The sequence below is a fragment of the Marinobacter halodurans genome (assembly GCF_004327985.1).
In the GTDB taxonomy this organism is placed as follows: Bacteria; Pseudomonadota; Gammaproteobacteria; order Pseudomonadales; family Oleiphilaceae; genus Marinobacter_A; species Marinobacter_A halodurans.
Genome location: NZ_SJDL01000185.1, coordinates 1 through 629, shown reverse-complemented (window position 1 = coordinate 629; position 629 = coordinate 1). Strand labels below are relative to the sequence as shown.

The 629-nt window shown below is 59.5% G+C and carries 1 pseudogene; it reads right to left on the bottom strand.

Annotation, left to right across the window (positions count from 1 at the left end):
• Positions 1-213: 213 nt before the first annotated feature.
• Positions 214-629: pseudogene (locus EZI54_RS24025) on the bottom strand (alpha/beta fold hydrolase); the annotation flags it as partial.

Genomic DNA, 629 nt, shown 5'->3' with positions numbered 1-629 from the left:
CTCCATTCCTGATTTACAACGGTCCTTTTAAGTTCGCTCAGTCTAACAAAAATGTCTGTTCGGGACTCCATTCGATTTAGGAGCTTCAGGCCATGATCGTTCGGGATCCTTCCCCCATCTGTGCGTTTGCGTGTTGAGCTTTCTGAGGAAGAAGGTCGATAGCCGCAAATCGTGTTCAGCGGCTTGATCACACTCCTTGTTAAACTTGAAATATTATCCGGAACGCTCCCCCAGCCAGTCGGCGATCTCGATCCAGCTGGCTTCCGGCGCCTGGCTGCCTGCCAGGATGCCCATGTGCCCGCCAGGCACCACGCGGAAGGCCTTGTCGCTGGAGCTGACGTGGTCCATCACCCGCTTGGCGGCGCCCGGTGTGACCATGGTGTCGCCTTCGCCGGCAATGGCCAACAGGTTGGCGTGCACGTTCTCCAGCCGGGCCATGTCGTCGCCGATCTGGATTTCCCCGTCCGACAGCTGGTTGTCGATCCAGACCCGCACGAGCGTGTCCTGGATGATGCCGCCGGGGTAGGCCACCATGCGGTCGAGGAACGCCGAGGTGGTGGCGTGGTTGGTGACGAATTCCCGGTCTCCCAGGCGCAGCAGTAATTCCCAGTAGCCCATGGCACTGCCAA